We start from the raw sequence: 16,114 nt of genomic DNA on the forward strand, positions 1-16,114 counted from the left end.
GACCTTAACAGCTCCAAAGACTTTCTTTCATAGTCAAAGCCTTATATTTGGGCTTTAATATTTTTGAGGAATGATCAAATGGGTGGCCGCTTTCTTGGGCTATTTTTTATTTAGGTTTCCTGGAGCGATTTTAGGATTCGTTGTGGGGAGTCTATTGGATAATTTGGGAGACTCCAATGGAGGTTCCCGAACGGTCTTTCAAGATTTTACAAAACAAAATGTTTCTCCTGCCGATTTTGAACTGAATTTGCTTTCCTTGTGTTCTATCATTATAAAGGCAGATGGACAAGTCAACCAGAGAGAATTGGATTATGTACGTCAATATTTTTTAAGCACCTATGGTAAGGAGAAGGCCAATGCCATTTTTAGGACTTTTAATGATGTCATCAAAAAAAGGGAGATATCTGCTCAAAGAATTTGTACCTATTTGGTACAGCGAACAAGATACGAAGTGAGGTTGCAGTTGCTTCATTTTTTGTTTGGGATAGCAAATTCTGATGGGCAGGTAAGTAAATCCGAAATAGATAAGTTAAGGGAGATTGCCGGTTACCTACGTGTGGGGCAATATGATTTTGAAAGTATTATGGCCATGTTCATCAAGTCTGCCGACAATGCTTACAAAATTCTTGAAATTGAAAAATCAGCTACGGATGATGAAGTAAAGAAAGCCTATCGAAATATGGCCAAAAAATATCACCCTGATAGGGTCGTTACCGAAAACGAGGCTATTAAAAAAGGTGCTGAAGAAAAGTTTAAAGAAGTGCAAAAGGCCTACGAGACCATCCAAAAGGAACGTGGAATGCACTAAGCCAAACTTTTTCTTCTTTTCTTCTGTCGCTTCTTTTTCAGTTTATTGATGTAAATAATAGTACCAGTGATGGGCAGGCTTGTACCGATCAAACAAGCCAGAAAATATAATGTTTTGCTGCCCAGACCAAATACTTCACCAGTGTGAATGGGCCGTATTGCAGATGCAATTTTTACGTTTAAAGGCTTATCACCGTACAACTCTTTTTTTACAATGTTACCGGATGTGTCAATTTGTAATCTATCAATGGCAACAGTTGACCAACTCTTTTCATCTATTTTTCTAAAGCTGTAGACAGGATTTTTCTTATTGGGCAAACTTACAGTCAGTGCTCCTTCAAAATCCAATATAGTATTGGCAAGAGCAATAGCCTCTTCAAGATTAATGGTTTCGGCATTACTGTTTTTTAGTGCATCTGTTTTGGGCTGCCCACCTCTATTGCCAAAAACTTTAGCGCCTAAAACAGAACTGAGTCCGTCTCTATAACCTTCAAAAGACCAACACAAGCCTGTGATTCCCATAATTAGGATTAGGATGCAAGAGTAAAAACCAAGGGTGTTATGGAGGTCATGGTTAATACGTTTCCAGTTGGCATCGGTTTTAATTTTGAACCCTTTCTTTATATTTTTCCATTTGAGCTTTTTGGGAAACCATAAGACAATTCCGGTCAAGGAAAGAATCAAAAAAATAATGGTAGCTATTCCAACTATGGGTCTTCCCCATTTGATATCCAATAATAACCATCTGTGCAATTTGAACATGCTCAACATAAAAGCATCTACTCCAGTTTTTTGAGGAGCTACAACTTCAGAAGTATAGGGGTTTATTTTATAGGACGTGCCTCTTCGTTGTTTAGGATTTTCCTTGATGACAAATTCATAAGGTAGATGGTCTTCAGAAGGTAAGGTTATGGAGGTCAATTGCCCTTTTGATTGAATTTTTGGGTCTTGCACCAAACTTAAAAGCGATGCTTTGTTTCCAGAGGGTTCAATTTTCATTTCCTCTTTGAACAATTGTTTTATCTCTTTTTCAAATGTTAGGATGGTACCACTTAAGCAAACCAAGAAAATGATGATACCACTTATTAGGCCTAACCATAAATGAATATCATTGATAAGAGCTCGAATTCCGTACGTATTGTTTTTTCCCATAACCTTGAAAAGGCCCAACCTAAAGGTTGAGCCATGCAAACTTAACTTTTTTGTTCTAGAAAGAATAAGTGACTACACCGGCCATATTAAATGGATCGGTTTGATTGATGAAACTTGTTCTATAGGCGTTATAACCAATTTCATCAAAAACATTATTGGCCAGAAGTCTAAAGTTCCAATGATTGTCCAAACGATATGATGCCTGTAAGTTTACCAATGTATAGGCATCCACATCAAATGGTTTTTGTCCGGGTACAATCCCTTCATGAGTCACGGCCCCGGCACTCCAATCGTTAATTGGTCTTTTACCGGTGTAGTAAGCACCCCCGCCAATTTTTAAACCTTTTAAAGCACCATTAAAACCATAGTTGGTATAAATATTAAAAGTATGTTTGGGTGTATTCAAAGGTGCAGACCCATAAACAAAAGAGGTGTGTTCTTTATATTGGGCATCAATATAGGAATAGCCACCGATCAATTCGAGATTATCCAATGGTCTACCAGTTAGCTCCAGCTCCACACCTTTTCGCTCATCATTACCACCCTTTTGGTAGAATCCAGTAGCCACCCAATTTTCATCATAAACAGGAAGGTTTATGTTTTTATTGTTGATTTTAAAGAAGGTGAAATTAAATCGCAACTTATTGTCCAACCAGTTGGTCTTTATACCGGTTTCAAATTGATCAAAACGTTCGTTGCCGAGAGGTTCCCCATTTTCATCCAGTCGTGAAGCTGTTCTAGGATAGGAACTATTGGTGTAGGAAACAAACACATTAATGTTTTTGTAAGGGGTTATTAAAACTCCACCCAATGGGTTAAAAGCATCGTTGGTAACAGATTCTGTCTCAGAGTCGGTCTTTGTGGTACTATATCGTATCCCTAAAAATGTCTTCAACCAATGATTGAATGTAACTACATCCTGTGCCACAAACCCTAAGGATCTAGAAGAAGCTCCTCCTTCTTGCATCGCTGTAAATTCTATGTTTGAAGGCACGGTATTAGCTATAGGGGCAAAAACATCTATGGTATCTATGTTGGAAATTCTTTGGGACAATGAGCTATATGTGGTAGATCTATAGTCCATACCAACTTGGAAAGTGTGTTTTAGTTTTCCGGTTTCCACTTTATCTCCAATGAGGTCTACTTGTAGTACGCTGTTTTTGTCACTTCTGGTAGAGTTGGAAAAACCTCTGATACGTTGATTATAAATGGTATTACCTTCATTATCAGAAATGGCACCGCCCAGACTTGCCCTGCGGCTGTCCAAATCAAGATTTGAATGAAAATAAGCTACCTGAAGATCAAGTTGGTCATCCAGCTCTCTCTTAAATCGAATGGAATAGGTGCTGTTTTTGGTGTTTGAACGGTCAGTTTCATACCCTAGGAATTGATCATAAGGCAGGTCGTAAATTGCATTGGTATCATTTTCGGCTAAGTTTACGGTGCCAATATCCGGGGTTCTACTGTCATCCAAATAATCCATCTCCAAGGTCAACTTGCTTTGGTCGTCTATTCGCCATTCAAGCGATGGATTGATGTAGAACCGTTCACTTTCCACCTTATCTCTGAATGAATCGCCTCTTTCAAGCGCTCCATCAATACGAAAAGCTACATTTTTGCTGTCATTCAACGGGCCATAAACATCGTAGGTAGTCCTAACTTGGCCAAAACTACCTCCTCTAGCGCTAACGTTGCCTCCAAATTGATATCTCGGAGTTTTTGTGACGATGTTTATAACACCACCTGGACTCCCTAAGTCGGTCGCCACACCTTGGGTTATGGCAGCAGCTCCTTTTAGCACTTGGATGTTGTCCACACCTTGCATATCGGTTAGGATACCAACCCCCCTAAAATCAGAATTGACCCTTACTCCATTTTTAAGGATTGGAATTCCCCTAAATCCTCTGGAAGACATACTTTCCCTTGTATTTCCATAGGTAGCAAATGTATAAACACCGGGTACGTTTTTTGTAGCTTCGGATATGGTTAAATTACCCTGTTGCTCAATCAGTTTTTCAGATATTACGGAAATACTCTGAATTTGTTCGTAGGGTGCCAGTGGCAGTCGTGTTAGGGCTTCAATTTTATCAGGATGTTCGTATCGATTTCCAAATACTTCAACCTGTTCAAGCTCATTGCCTTGTTTTAGTGTAAAGTTTAAGGATACGTTGTCATTATTGACCAAATCTACTTCCTTTACAGCGGAATAATAACCTACTGAAGTGGCCACTATTGAATACGTATCGGATTTTAAGTTATTTAATATGAAAGAACCGTATTGGTCTGCCGAGGTTCCGGTTTGTATAGAAGGGATAATAATATTTGCATAGGGGATAGGTTCACCTGACGCATTTGTAACTGTTCCTGTAATGCTTTTTTGGGCAGAGCATACGGAAGAAATAAACAAAAAGGCAAAGATTAGCTTTTTAAACATGAGGTTGTTATTATTTAGACTTGATAAAAATAAGAAACAAATATAGGTTGTAATCTAAAACCGACAAGTATTATTTTGATTTGTTTTTGATAAATTTTTGATTCTCTTTTTTCTTTGATAGTCCAAAGAAATTATTGGTTAATTTTAACTTTCAAATTATCAGATTTATGGGAGAATTTTGGTTTTACATCAAGTTAGGATTAAGCCACGTACTGGATTTTGGAGCCTATGATCATATCCTTTTTTTATCGGCTTTGGCAGTGCCGTTTACGTTTAAGCAATGGAAACGAGTTGTAATTCTAGCTACAATTTTTACTATTGCCCATTGTACCTCATTGGCACTTTCAGTCTACGAAGTTGCTACCGTTGATGTAGGATTGATTGAATTTTTGATTCCAGTTACCATTTTATTGACGGCCTTGTTCAATTTTACCTTTGTCTTTAAGGAAAATCTACAAGTTGGTTTGTTCCTACATATTTTGGCAACGGCCTTTTTTGGACTTATCCACGGATTTGGCTTTTCCAACTATTTTAAAATGATGATGGCAGAGGAGGAAGATAAGGTTACACCACTTTTAGGCTTTGCTGCAGGAATTGAACTCTCACAAGTAACCATAATTTTGGCCATTTTGGCCATAGCATTTTTGCTTGTCAATATATTGGGACTCAAACAAAAAGTTTTTATTGCCTTTGCCTCAATTTTGATTATTGCCATTACAATACCCTTGCTTATAGCTACGTTTCCTTCATAGAGCTACGTTAAATTTAATCGAATAAGGTTGGAAGGCTATTCCAAAGCAGGTATATTTATTATTTCATCGCTATTTTAGAGGAATGAAGGAGCGGAAACAAGAGAAATACGACAAAGCTTATCTGCGCATGGCACAGGAATGGGGAAAGCTATCTTATTGTAAGAGGAAGCAAGTGGGAGCTATTATTGTCAAAGATCGTATGATTATTTCCGATGGCTATAACGGGACTCCAACTGGCTTTGAAAATATTTGTGAAGACGAGGAAGGTTATACAAAGTGGTACGTGTTGCATGCAGAGGCCAATGCCATTTTAAAAGTTGCCTCCTCAACCCAATCCTGTGAAGGGGCCACTTTGTACATTACATTGTCACCTTGCAGGGAGTGCAGTAAATTAATTCACCAAGCTGGCATAAAACGTGTAGTGTACCAAACTGCATATAAAGATGATTCTGGACTTAAATTCTTGGAACGAGCGGGCGTAGAGACTTTGCATTTGCCTGTTTTGGAAGAAATGGTCTAAAAAAACCTCAAAAAATTGGAGAAAAAGAATAGTTATATATGGCCCACATTGCTTGCCCTTGCCGTGGCTATTGGTGTTTTTATTGGAGGCAAACTTCATTTTAACGATACTCCTGAAAAACTGTTCACCACCAATTCCAAAAAGGATAAGTTGAACAGGCTCATCGACTACATTGACTATGAATATGTGGATGAGATAGATACCGATAGCATTGTTGATGTTACCGTAAACAATATCCTTGGCAAATTGGACCCACATTCGGTATATATTCCAAAAAGTGAAATGGAGGAAGTTGCCGAGAATATGAAAGGGGATTTTGGAGGTATCGGGATTAGTTTTTACATGTTTAGGGATACCATAACAGTAATCAGGACCATTAAAAATGGACCTAGTTACATAAGTGGTATTAAACCAGGTGATCGCATATTGGTGGCCGATAAGGATACGCTTTTTGGAAAACGAATGCCCAATAGTGATGTGGTTTCAAAACTTAAAGGAGAAATAGGAACCAAAGTGGATCTCAAGGTTTTTAGAAAGTCCGAAAATAAAATAATGGATTTATCCGTAACCCGGAATAAGATTCCAATTAAGAGTGTGGATGCTTATTATATGTTGTCTCGTGATATGGGATATATTAAAATCAACCGTTTTGCAGAATCCACATTCAATGAGTTTAAGGATGCCCTTAGAAAATTGAAGTTACGTGGGGCGGAGAAATTAGTGCTGGACTTAAGAGATAATCCAGGAGGTTATTTGGGCATAGCGGAAAAACTTGCGGACGAGTTTTTGGAAGATGACAAATTGATTTTGTTCACCAAAAACAAAAAAGGGAGAATAAAGAAAGCTTTTGCAACCAAAAAAGGGGATTTTGAAAACAAGCCCGTATACGTGTTGATCAATGAGCGTTCTGCTTCAGCTAGTGAGATTATTGCAGGAGCCCTTCAAGATAATGATATAGGTACCATTGTAGGCAGACGTTCCTTTGGAAAAGGATTGGTGCAACGAGAAATGGACTTGGGAGATGGTTCTGCGGTTCGACTTACTGTTTCCAGATATTATACCCCAACAGGAAGATCCATTCAAAAGTCATATAAGAATGGAAATCGGGATTATTACCAAAAATTCATGGAGCGTTATAGCAGTGGCGAGTTGGTTTCTGTGGATAGCATAAAGGTTGCAGACTCCTTAAAATTCAAAACTCCCAAGGGCAAGGTTGTCTATGGGGGCGGGGGCATTATTCCAGATGTTTTTGTGCCGATTGGAAGCAATGAGGAAGAAGCTATCGAGAGCATGGACGATACATATCAGTTCTTCTCACGTTTCATTTTTGAACATTTGGAAGAAGATAGAACACGTTATGCGGATTATACCAAGAACCAGTTTTTGGATGAATTTAGGGTAGATGATATCCTTTTTGATCAGTTTATTCAGTTTGTTTTGAACCGAAAAGTCAGATTGGATTTTTATGCACAAGAAGAAAAAATAAAGGCATTCCTTAAGGCCAATATTGCTGAGCAATTATTTTCTCCAAATGTATCAGCACAAATTAAAGGAGAATATGATGCCATGTTGATTAAAGTAAAGGAATTGGATGCCCTTAAGATGGAAACTACACCTATGGAAATCTCAAAACTGGATCGTTAACTACCTTCCTTTATCTTTTTCTCCACCTTTTTTGAGGTCATAAAAATAAGAAGCAACACTATGGCACAGAGTGAAGCTACAATTCCTATTAAAGCAATGGTACTATCACCTTGAAGAGGATTATTGAAATCCACCAAGGTCACATTATAGGTGATTAGGGCCAATGCAACTATTATCAGAATTATATTGAAGGTTTTGTTCATAATGCGGTTTTAGATCATTAGGACATCAGTTGATTGATGTTAGCTGCAAACAATTTCACAGCAATGGCCAATAGAATTACACCAAAGACTTTTCGGATGACGCTAAGTCCATTTTTGCCCAAAACACGCTCAATTTTGGAGCTTGATTTAAGCACAACATATACAAAGATAATATTAAGCACAATGGCCACCACAATGTTTTCCACATGGTACTCTGCTCTAAGCGCCAATATTGAAGTTAGGGTTCCTGCTCCAGCAATAAGAGGAAAAGCAATTGGGACTATGGATGCCGTCTCAGGCTCTTCATCCTTATATAGGCTAATGCCCAGAATCATTTCAATGGCCAAAAAGAATATGACAAACGCCCCGGCCACGGCAAAGGAATTGACATCAATACCAATAAGATTCAAAATGCTTTCGCCCACAAAGAGAAAAGAAACCATGATACAAGCTGCCACTATAGCTGCTTTTTCAGATTGGATATGACCTACTTTGCTGCGAAGTGATATGATAATGGGAACGCTCCCTACAATATCTATCACAGCAAAAAGAACCATGCTTGCCGTAGCAATTTCTTTAAAACTGAAATTCATCGCGTTAAATTTTGAATCTGCAAATTTACGTGGAAAAACTGCTTTTGGATCATAAGATAATGTATATAAAACATCAATTTTTTAGGTTTGAAGTAACTTTGCCCAAAAAATAAGTCTGTACCATGTTTCAAATTGGAAAAACGCTGGTCTCTGAAGAAATCATTGAGAATGATTTTGTATGCAATTTAAATGCCTGTAAAGGGGCGTGTTGTGTAGATGGTGAGTATGGAGCTCCGGTTGATGAAGCTGAAACCGATATCTTGGTGAATATTTTTGAAGATGTGAAACCTTATCTCAGACCTGAAGGTGTAGCGGCCATATTGGAACAGGGAGCTATAGTAAAAGGAGAGGATGGTGAGTGGGAAACCCCATTGGTGAACAAAAGTGAATGTGCCTATGTGATTTTTTCTGAAGATGGCATTACAAAATGTGGTTTGGAGGCTGCTTATGAAGATGGAGCCACCTCTTGGAAAAAACCTGTATCATGTCATTTGTACCCTATAAGGACCCGGGATTATTCCGAGTTTACAGCGGTGAACTATCATAAATGGGAAATCTGTGACCCAGCTTGCAGTTTGGGTGAAGAATTGAAAGTTCCCATATATAAGTTTGTCAAAGAAGCGCTTATTAGGAAGTTTGGAGAGGCATGGTACAAAGAGTTGGAGGAAGTAGCAGCTGAACATTCTAAATAGTGGGGATATCCAAAATCACCTTTGTGCCTTTAGGCTCGCCATTTTCGTCAAAAAGGTCAACAATATCCACCTCAAAACTGTTTTGATAGTCTTTGGAAAAGTTTGCCAAACGTTCTTTGGTAATACGTATACCAACCGATTTTCTTTTAAGAACCCTGTTCTCTTTGTTGATTTCTGCCATGCTGCGACCAACTCCGTTGTCCTCAATTTCAATCGATATGTGACTTGCATCTTTTTTCTTTACTCTAATATGGATTTTCTTTTCTCCTTCTTTTGGGGAAAGGCCGTGCCAAAGTGAGTTTTCCAAAAAGGGCTGTAAGGCAAGGGAAGGGACTTTTACCACATCTGGGCAAACGTTGTCATCCAAATTGATTTTAAAATCAATTTCATTGGAAAATCGAATGTTTTCAATGTTCATATAGAGCTCCACAGTTTCCAGTTCTTCTGCCAATGAAATTTCTTTTAAGGAAGAAGCCTCTAAAATTTTGCGAACCAACTTGGAGAACTTGTTCAGGTAATGAACCGCATTTTTCTGTTCATTATTAATAATGTACAATTTTATGGAGTTCAAAGAATTGAACAAAAAATGAGGATTCATCTGGCTGCGAAGCATGTTCTGCTCCAATGAGAGCACTCTTTTTTCATTTTTGTTTTGGTACTGCCGGTACAGAATATAGAGTATGGAGGCAACAAGGCCAACAATCAATGCACTTACCAAAAGAGTAGTTTGATTTTTTCTTAGCCTTAACCGAACAATTTCATTTTCCTTGGCTAGAACAGAGATTTGGTTGTTCTTCTTGTCCGCTTCATAACGGACAATAATGTCGTTCATGTACCTTAGGTTAGTGGCGCTGGTAATTTCATTGTCATATTGATTGGCTTTTTTGAAGTGCTCGTAAGCCTTTTTGAAATCACCCTTTTTACTTTCTAAATCTGACAGTTTTTGATAACCATATCGAACATTACTGGGCATATTATGGTTTTGGGCCATTTCCAAGCCCTCTTGAATATACGACTGAGCTTTATCATACTCTCCCAATTGTGTATGTGCCCATCCAGTATTGATGAATACGGAAGAAGTAATAAAAAAGTCCCCAATAGCTTTGGACTGTTCATGTAAAGGTTCCAGCAAAACCAATGCGGCATAGGGCATGTCCTGTTTTAGGTAAACTCGCGCTAGACTGTTTTTACAAATGACTCTTCCATAGTCTGAATTGATTTCCTCATTGTAGGCCAAAGATTTTCTATAATTCTCCAATGCGCCTTCCAAATTGCCCTTATGCTCAAGACAATCCCCTATGTTTTGGTGGTTGATGGCTAATCCAAGTTTATTGCCCAATTCCTCTTCTAATTTAAGGGCTCTTTTAAACTGCAGTATAGCCAAGTCATATTGCTCTAAGGTCTGGTATAGGTTCCCAATGGAATTAAGGGAAACATTAATGCTTCTTTTGATATGATGGGAAGGGTTTTCAACCTGCTCGGCAAGTTCTAAGGCTTTTTGATTGTAATCCAATGCTGTTTTAATGGCGTCTGTTCGCCGGTATACCACTCCAAGCATGTTGAGACTCAACACCTTTAAATCAATATTATTCGCTTTTTCTGAAAGTTGTAAAGCTTCCTCATGAAGTTTTACGGCTTTTTCAAACTGGGAGAAATTGCGGTATGTTGTTCCTATTTGATCCAAAGCATAGGCTTCTCCTTCCAAATAGCCACGTTCTTTGCACAAATTGGCAAAGTAGCGTAATAGGGTAGTATCCCTTTTTTCTGGTTTTAGTTCGGTGTCCAAAGAATAATAAGTCTTGGGAGCCATGCGTATGATTCTATCTGCTTTATCCTTAAAAGAATCTGGAATTTCTTGACTCCAAATAGTAGAAAAAGAGAACATAAGTGAAAGCAGCAAAAAACAAGCACTTCGCGCTGAATCTGAATGTAGGTCTACAGTTGTTATGGATGCTAGTTTAAACACAATTTGATTGGGAAGTTACAACATATCCAAAAAGTCTGATTTTTTCTGGCGAGAAACTGGTATTTTATGATTGGATTCCAAAACAACATAACCATCTGTTTTAAGGAATTCCTTGATTTTATTCAGATTAATGATATATGAATTATGGATTCTAAAGAAGCAATTATTGGGTAAGAGGTTGTTTACTTCTTTTAATTTTTTTGTGAGCAATATTTTTTGCCCATCACTTAAAAATATGGTGCTGTAGTTGCCATCAGATTCGGCATATAAAATGTCATCACTGTTTAGGAACACCAATTTTCCATCTGTGTTGATGGTTATTTTCTTGCTATGGGATTCGGCATTGAAGTTCAACAAAATTTTCTCCAGTTTTTCAACAGTCAAATTCTTGGCATTGAACTTCTTTATTTTGGCAATGGTAACTTGAAGGTCATCCGTGTCAATGGGCTTCAGCAAATAATCGATGGCCTCGTTTTTAAGAGCTTTTAGTGCATATTGGTTATAAGCTGTGGTAATGACTACAGGAAAGTTCTTGTTTTTAAGTGTTTTTATAAATTGAAAACCATCCATGGCCGGCATTTCAATATCCAAGAAAAGACAATCTGGAGTGTTGTGCTCCAAATAATGTAGTGCTTCATGGGCATCTGTAAATGAAGCAACTATATCCACTTCATCGCTTAGGTTGGTAAGCTCCCAACTCAAGCTTTGTAGGGCTTTTATTTCATCGTCTACTATTACGGCTTCTAACATTCTAAATGTTTCAATCTAAATCAAATTTAGGATTATTATAAGTAAGGTTGTTTAAATTATGTGCTAATGGACATTTTGGACGTATAACTGGTATAAAACGACAAGTTTCGGGGGCTGGCAACGTACAAATCAATATAGTATAAGATTTTTCTTACATTTTATAGAATTTTATTGTATTTCAAAAACCAACTATACATAAATAGCTACCGTTTATACATAGGCCGAAAATGTCAATCTATCGTTTTTTACCTTGCCTTAGTCAAAAATTGGATAACCACATTAAACTTTAATGCAATGAGAAAATGTTTTGTATTGTTTTTGTTTTTGGTAGTAGCTCTGGTTTTTGCAGCATTTTTAATGTAGTGGATAACGAATAGGTGCAAAGCACCAAGCAAATAAGTTCATTAAATATTACCAGCTAGTACGGCCAAAGCAACCAATCTCTATTGTATAGGAAAGCGCTTGTAAAATACACCTTCAGTTGGGTAACTGGTTAAAAGTTTGGTTTTAGGTTTCGGGGGAACTACCTAGAATTTAGACATCATCTATTTTTCCCAGTCTGAAGTGGCCGTACCGTTTGGTAATAGATTGTTACCCAATCCCTGCGGTACATATATAAGTTAATTAGACCAAGGAGTATATATAAAATTATACTTCTTGGTCTTTTTTTATTGTTTAGCTCCTGCTTTAAAAACTTTGAAAAAGTAAGATGCCCCAACTCCAACGATCATCACTGGCGACCCTAGATTTCAACATGTTGTGTTAAAAACTTTGCCGTTGTTTTAATAAAACAAACTTTACAATCTGGTAACATTTTTGAATCTTTGTTAGCCCTGTTCACAAGGAAATTTCCAGTCCAAAATATAAATTTTAACAAGCAGTTATGTCAGCAGCAATAGAGCCTATTTTACAAGAAAACAAGGATAGATTTGTAATTTTTCCGATTCAACATCACGATTTATGGGAGTGGTACAAGAAACAAGAAGCTTGTTTCTGGACTGCAGAGGAAATAGATTTGCACCAGGATTTAACGGACTGGAACTCTAAATTAAGTGATGACGAACGTTATTTCATTAAGCATATTCTTGCCTTTTTTGCTGCTTCAGATGGTATTGTCAATGAGAATTTAGCAGAAAACTTTGTAAATGAGGTTCAGTATTCAGAGGCCAAGTTTTTCTATGGGTTTCAGATTATGATGGAAAATATTCATTCAGAAACCTACTCCTTGCTCATAGATACTTATGTAAAGGATGAAAAAGAAAAAAGTGTGCTTTTCAAGGCCATTGAAAATTTCCCTGCAATTAAAAAGAAAGCTGATTGGGCACTAAAGTGGATAGAGTCACCAAGTTTTGCGGAACGTTTGATTGCTTTTGCAGCTGTTGAAGGGATATTCTTCTCAGGAGCTTTCTGTTCCATCTTCTGGTTGAAGAAAAGAGGTTTGATGCCCGGATTGACTTTCTCCAACGAATTGATCTCAAGAGATGAGGGAATGCACTGTGATTATGCTGTGCACTTGCATAACAACCACTTGGTGAATAAAGTTTCCAAAGAACGCATTAAGGAAATTATTGTTGACGCTTTAAACATAGAAAGAGAATTCATTACCGAATCTCTTCCTGTAAGTCTCATTGGAATGAACGCCAAACTGATGACCCAATACCTGGAATTTGTTACTGACAGGTTATTAGTTGAACTTCAATGTGAGAAAGTCTATAATGCAACTAATCCTTTTGATTTCATGGATATGATTTCATTACAGGGCAAGACCAATTTCTTTGAGAAACGTGTTTCTGAATATCAGAAAGCAGGTGTTTTGAACAAAGAAAAAGATTCAGATTCCCAGAAAATTAGCTTTGACGCAGATTTTTAAATAGAACACACACTATAAATCTCTCCCCAAGAGGTTTATGGTCTTAACCTTAAGGTATTGGGGGGTCCAATACCATCAATGCAGCAAATGGTATAACCCAACAATGTATCATTCAAAATATTCGTAGCACATGTATGTATTAAAAAGAGATGGAAGAAAAGAGCCGATGATGTTCGATAAGATCACGGCCCGAGTTAGAAAACTTTGTTATGGCCTCAATGCCTTGGTAGATCCTGTAAAAGTGGCCATGAGGGTTATAGAAGGATTGTATGATGGGGTAACCACTTCAGAGTTGGATAATCTAGCAGCAGAAATAGCGGCAACTATGACCACTACACACCCAGATTATGCAAAGTTGGCCGCTCGCATCTCAGTTTCCAACCTACATAAAAACACCAAAAAGTCCTTCTCTGAAACCATGAAGGATTTATACGAATATGTTAATCCAAGAACAGGTAAAAAGGCTCCTCTGTTGTCTGATGAGGTCTATAAGGTAATTTCTGAAAACTCAGAAAAACTGGATTCCACCATCATCTATAACCGAGATTTTGGCTACGATTATTTCGGGTTCAAAACATTGGAACGCTCCTACTTGTTAAAGATTAATGGTCAAATTGCGGAGAGACCACAACACATGTTGATGCGAGTTGCTGTTGGAATTCATTTGGATGATCTGGATTCAGTGATTGAAACCTACGAGTTGATGTCCAAGAAATACTTTACACATGCTACGCCAACTTTGTTCAACTCAGGTACTCCAAAACCTCAAATGTCTTCATGCTTCCTTTTGGCCATGAAAGATGATAGTATTGATGGCATTTACGATACTTTGAAACAAACCGCTAAGATTTCGCAATCAGCTGGGGGTATTGGCTTGTCAATCCATAACATTAGAGCAACTGGGTCGTATATCGCAGGAACCAATGGAACGTCCAACGGAATAGTTCCCATGCTAAGGGTATTTAATGATACTGCACGTTATGTAGACCAAGGTGGTGGAAAAAGAAAAGGAAGTTTTGCCATTTATGTAGAACCATGGCATGCTGACATCTATGACTTCTTGGATTTGAAAAAGAACCACGGTAAAGAAGAAATGCGTGCACGTGATTTGTTCTATGCCATGTGGATTCCAGATTTGTTCATGAAGCGTGTAGAGGCAGATGCCGAATGGACCTTGATGTGCCCGAATGAATGCCCAAGACTTTTTGACTCACATAGTGAAGAGTTTGAAGCTTTGTATACCAAATATGAAGCTGAAGGGAAAGGGCGCAAGACCATCAAAGCTAGAGATCTTTGGGAGAAAATATTGGAATCTCAGATTGAGACAGGTACACCATACATGCTCTATAAAGATGCCGCCAATAGAAAAAGTAACCAGAAGAACTTGGGAACCATCCGTTCTTCTAACTTATGTACCGAGATTTTAGAGTATACATCTCCTGATGAGGTTGCTGTATGTAATTTGGCTTCGATTGCACTGCCAATGTTTGTGAAAAATGGGCAGTTTGATCATAAAGAATTGTTCAGGGTAACAAAAAGGGTGACCAAAAACCTTAATAAGGTCATTGATCGCAATTACTATCCAGTAAAAGAGGCGGAGAATTCCAACATGAGGCATAGACCGGTCGGACTTGGGGTGCAAGGCCTAGCGGATACATTCATTATGTTGCGATTGCCTTTTACCAGTGATGAGGCCAAGCAATTAAATCAAGAGATTTTTGAAACGCTCTATTTTGCTGCAGTATCTGCTTCTATGGAAGAAGCCAAAACTGATGGTGTATACTCAAGTTACGAGGGTTCCCCAATCTCCCAAGGAGAATTCCAGCACAATCTTTGGGGCATCAAAGATGAAGAACTTTCAGGAAGATGGGATTGGGTCAAACTCAGAAAAGACGTTAAAAAACATGGGGTGCGCAATTCACTTTTGGTAGCGCCGATGCCAACGGCTTCCACTTCCCAAATTTTGGGCAATAACGAATGTTTTGAGCCATACACATCTAACATCTACACCCGAAGAGTACTTTCTGGGGAGTTCATTGTGGTGAATAAACACCTATTGGAAGATTTGGTAAAACTGGGTCTATGGAATGAAAGTTTAAAACAAGAGTTGATGCGTGCCAATGGATCTATTCAACATATAGATATCATCCCAGATGATATTAAAGAGTTGTATAAGACTGTTTGGGAATTGAGCATGAAGGACATTATCGATATGAGTAGACAACGTGGCTATTTCATTGATCAAAGCCAGTCCTTGAACTTGTTTATGGAAAATGCCAATTACTCCAAGCTCACCTCCATGCATTTTTATGCCTGGAAGAGCGGACTTAAAACAGGAATGTATTACCTAAGGACCAAAGCTGCTGTGGATGCAATCAAGTTTACCTTGGATAATACCAAAAAGAAAGAGATTCCTGTTAGCGTAGCTGCTGAAGCTGAGGTATTGGCGGCAACCCCTAAAACAGCAGAAGGCATTAAGGTTGAAACCACACCTGTGGAACAACAAGAAGTGGATATTCAGCCTATGACCGAAGAAGAAATGAGAGAATTGATTGCACGGTCTAAAGAAGGCCAAGCAGATGATGACTGCTTAATGTGCGGATCATAGTTTGTACTGAACTTATCAGTATGTGATAGTGTTTATTGATTTAATACCTCGGAAAACCCACCCCACAAAGAACGGCTTCCGAGGTATTTTTATGTTATGTTGCGAAAACAAAAAACCCTCCTT

At 38.1% G+C, this 16,114-nt stretch carries 13 protein-coding genes; 7 read left to right on the forward strand and 6 right to left on the reverse strand.

What is annotated here, in order from left to right:
• Positions 1–70 precede the first annotated feature (70 nt).
• On the forward strand, positions 71–808 hold the full coding sequence (locus HJC33_RS07420; protein WP_171658178.1) for a TerB family tellurite resistance protein: 738 nt from the start codon (positions 71–73) through the stop codon (positions 806–808).
• Here the strand turns inward: HJC33_RS07420 and HJC33_RS07425 are convergent.
• Positions 805–1,959: a PepSY-associated TM helix domain-containing protein gene (locus HJC33_RS07425; RefSeq protein ID WP_171658179.1), complete on the reverse strand. Its 1,155-nt coding sequence runs from the start codon at positions 1,957–1,959 to the stop codon at positions 805–807. The two genes, HJC33_RS07420 and HJC33_RS07425, sit on opposite strands and share 4 nt — an antisense overlap.
• A 55-nt stretch (positions 1,960–2,014) precedes the next feature.
• Positions 2,015–4,393 (reverse strand): TonB-dependent receptor, encoded by a 2,379-nt coding sequence (locus HJC33_RS07430; protein WP_171658180.1) that lies wholly within the window; start codon positions 4,391–4,393, stop codon positions 2,015–2,017.
• Between the two features lie 167 nt (positions 4,394–4,560).
• Between HJC33_RS07430 and HJC33_RS07435 the strand changes: the two genes are divergently transcribed.
• The 3 genes from HJC33_RS07435 (at position 4,561) to HJC33_RS07445 (ending at position 7,309) form a co-directional block, all read left to right on the forward strand.
• Positions 4,561–5,145, forward strand: coding sequence for a HupE/UreJ family protein (locus HJC33_RS07435; RefSeq protein WP_171658181.1), 585 nt, complete (start codon positions 4,561–4,563; stop codon positions 5,143–5,145).
• Between the two features lie 82 nt (positions 5,146–5,227).
• Positions 5,228–5,665, forward strand: a complete 438-nt coding sequence (locus HJC33_RS07440) for a deoxycytidylate deaminase (RefSeq protein WP_171658182.1) — start codon at positions 5,228–5,230, stop codon at positions 5,663–5,665.
• Between the two features lie 15 nt (positions 5,666–5,680).
• On the forward strand, positions 5,681–7,309 hold the full coding sequence (locus tag HJC33_RS07445; protein ID WP_171658183.1) for a S41 family peptidase: 1,629 nt from the start codon (positions 5,681–5,683) through the stop codon (positions 7,307–7,309).
• Here the strand turns inward: HJC33_RS07445 and HJC33_RS07450 are convergent.
• On the reverse strand, positions 7,306–7,512 hold the full coding sequence (locus tag HJC33_RS07450; RefSeq protein ID WP_171658184.1) for a hypothetical protein: 207 nt from the start codon (positions 7,510–7,512) through the stop codon (positions 7,306–7,308). The genes HJC33_RS07445 and HJC33_RS07450 overlap by 4 nt on opposite strands.
• Before the next feature lie 17 nt (positions 7,513–7,529).
• Positions 7,530–8,105, reverse strand: a complete 576-nt coding sequence (locus tag HJC33_RS07455; protein WP_171658185.1) for a MarC family protein — start codon at positions 8,103–8,105, stop codon at positions 7,530–7,532.
• Positions 8,106–8,227: 122 nt separating this feature from the next.
• Here HJC33_RS07455 and HJC33_RS07460 point away from each other — a divergent pair, with 122 nt between their 5' ends.
• Entirely contained in the window at positions 8,228–8,797 is a 570-nt protein-coding gene (locus tag HJC33_RS07460; RefSeq protein WP_171658186.1) for a DUF3109 family protein, read from the forward strand.
• On the opposite strand, the gene HJC33_RS07465 is transcribed toward HJC33_RS07460, so the two are convergent.
• Both HJC33_RS07465 and HJC33_RS07470 read right to left on the reverse strand, forming a co-directional pair.
• Positions 8,790–10,763, reverse strand: a complete 1,974-nt coding sequence (locus HJC33_RS07465) for a tetratricopeptide repeat protein (protein ID WP_272621191.1) — start codon at positions 10,761–10,763, stop codon at positions 8,790–8,792. The two genes, HJC33_RS07460 and HJC33_RS07465, sit on opposite strands and share 8 nt — an antisense overlap.
• 15 nt (positions 10,764–10,778) lie before the next feature.
• Positions 10,779–11,513, reverse strand: a complete 735-nt coding sequence (locus HJC33_RS07470; RefSeq protein WP_171658187.1) for a LytR/AlgR family response regulator transcription factor — start codon at positions 11,511–11,513, stop codon at positions 10,779–10,781.
• A gap of 883 nt (positions 11,514–12,396) precedes the next feature.
• Between HJC33_RS07470 and HJC33_RS07475 the strand changes: the two genes are divergently transcribed.
• Together HJC33_RS07475 and HJC33_RS07480 are read left to right on the forward strand one after the other, a co-directional pair.
• A complete protein-coding gene (locus tag HJC33_RS07475; RefSeq protein ID WP_171658188.1) occupies positions 12,397–13,383 on the forward strand; it encodes a ribonucleotide-diphosphate reductase subunit beta in 987 nt (328 codons plus the stop codon).
• A gap of 130 nt (positions 13,384–13,513) precedes the next feature.
• Entirely contained in the window at positions 13,514–15,991 is a 2,478-nt protein-coding gene (locus HJC33_RS07480) for a ribonucleoside-diphosphate reductase subunit alpha (protein WP_171658189.1), read from the forward strand.
• The last annotated feature ends 123 nt before the right edge of the window (positions 15,992–16,114 follow it).

Origin of the sequence: Flagellimonas amphidinii (genome assembly GCF_013090115.1) — a bacterium.
In the GTDB taxonomy this organism is placed as follows: domain Bacteria; phylum Bacteroidota; class Bacteroidia; order Flavobacteriales; family Flavobacteriaceae; genus Flagellimonas; species Flagellimonas amphidinii.

Bases quoted from the DNA above. Each gene is read 5' to 3' on its own strand.
- HJC33_RS07420 (WP_171658178.1), top strand. From the start codon at position 71: ATGATCAAATGGGTGGCCGCTTTCTTGGGCTATTTTTTATTTAGGTTT.
- HJC33_RS07425 (WP_171658179.1), bottom strand. From the start codon at position 1,959: ATGGGAAAAAACAATACGTACGGAATTCGAGCTCTTATCAATGATATT.
- HJC33_RS07430 (WP_171658180.1), bottom strand. From the start codon at position 4,393: ATGTTTAAAAAGCTAATCTTTGCCTTTTTGTTTATTTCTTCCGTATGC.
- HJC33_RS07435 (WP_171658181.1), top strand. From the start codon at position 4,561: ATGGGAGAATTTTGGTTTTACATCAAGTTAGGATTAAGCCACGTACTG.
- HJC33_RS07440 (WP_171658182.1), top strand. From the start codon at position 5,228: ATGAAGGAGCGGAAACAAGAGAAATACGACAAAGCTTATCTGCGCATG.
- HJC33_RS07450 (WP_171658184.1), bottom strand. From the start codon at position 7,512: ATGAACAAAACCTTCAATATAATTCTGATAATAGTTGCATTGGCCCTA.
- HJC33_RS07455 (WP_171658185.1), bottom strand. From the start codon at position 8,105: ATGAATTTCAGTTTTAAAGAAATTGCTACGGCAAGCATGGTTCTTTTT.
- HJC33_RS07460 (WP_171658186.1), top strand. From the start codon at position 8,228: ATGTTTCAAATTGGAAAAACGCTGGTCTCTGAAGAAATCATTGAGAAT.
- HJC33_RS07470 (WP_171658187.1), bottom strand. From the start codon at position 11,513: ATGTTAGAAGCCGTAATAGTAGACGATGAAATAAAAGCCCTACAAAGC.
- HJC33_RS07475 (WP_171658188.1), top strand. From the start codon at position 12,397: ATGTCAGCAGCAATAGAGCCTATTTTACAAGAAAACAAGGATAGATTT.
- HJC33_RS07480 (WP_171658189.1), top strand. From the start codon at position 13,514: ATGTATGTATTAAAAAGAGATGGAAGAAAAGAGCCGATGATGTTCGAT.